Origin of the sequence: Parafrankia sp. Ea1.12 (assembly GCF_900465275.1) — a bacterium.
In the GTDB taxonomy this organism is placed as follows: Bacteria; Actinomycetota; Actinomycetes; order Frankiales; family Frankiaceae; genus Parafrankia; species Parafrankia soli.
Genome location: NZ_UBIZ01000724.1, coordinates 1 through 339, shown reverse-complemented (window position 1 = coordinate 339; position 339 = coordinate 1). Strand labels below are relative to the sequence as shown.

Sequence of the window (339 nt, the reverse complement as noted above, 5' to 3'; positions counted from 1 at the left end):
TTGGCGTTGCTGATGCCGGTGTTCAGGAAGGCTTCGATCTCGGGCCACCAGCAGCGCCTGGCCGATCGGGCCCTGGTCCATCAGCGGGTTCCACATCCGCTCGAACTCAGCGTCGGTCAGATCCTCCCGGTTGCGCAGCAGCTTGCGCCGGGCCTTCCACTCCGGATCTCCGGCCCGGCCACGTCTGCCGCGGTGTGTGCGGGTCAGACGGCGGCGCACCAGATTGAGCGTCTTGTTGGCGAGCTGAACGACATGGAAGTGATCAACTACGACGGTGGCGTGCGGCAGGCCGGTGCGCACGGCGGCCCGGTAGGACGGTGACATGTCGATGGCCACGAA

General features: G+C 66.7%; 1 protein-coding gene. It reads right to left on the bottom strand.

What is annotated here, in order from left to right; all coding sequences use genetic code 11:
• A partial coding sequence (locus FMEAI12_RS35975; protein WP_146776868.1) for a transposase occupies positions 1 to 339 on the bottom strand: 339 nt, incomplete at both ends.